At 42.8% G+C, this 528-nt stretch carries 1 pseudogene; it reads left to right on the plus strand.

The features are described 5' to 3' along the window. Positions 1–528, plus strand: a pseudogene (locus R8O11_RS31040) (UDP-glucose 6-dehydrogenase); the annotation flags it as partial.

A 528-nucleotide genomic window follows, 5' to 3' on the forward strand; every position in this document is an offset into this window, starting at 1 on the left:
TTGAATGACAAGAAATCTCCAATTGTTGATGCGGAAATCGAACATTTCCTTGCAAACAAAGAACTCAACTTTATCGCGACGCTAGATAAAGAGCTGGCTTACAAAGGCGCAGAGTTTGTTGTTATTGCCACACCAACGGATTATGACCCTCAAACGAACTACTTTAATACTTCTTCAGTTGAAGCAGTGATTAAAGATGTGATGGCAATTAATCCAGACGCGGTTATGGTGATTAAGTCGACTGTACCTGTGGGTTATACTGCGCGTATTAAAGAGGAGATCGGTTGTCAGAATGTTATGTTCTCTCCAGAGTTTCTTCGTGAAGGTAAAGCACTTTACGATAACCTCCATCCGTCTCGCATCATCGTTGGTGAGCGTAGCGAACGTGCAGAGAAGTTCGCTAACCTTTTAGTTGAAGGTGCGGTAAAAGAAGACATCTCGGTTTTGTTTACTGACTCTACAGAAGCAGAAGCGGTTAAGTTGTTCTCAAACACATCCCTCGCGATGCGCGTAGCTTATTTCAATGAG

The sequence above is a fragment of the Vibrio sp. 1288 genome (genome assembly GCF_033344475.1).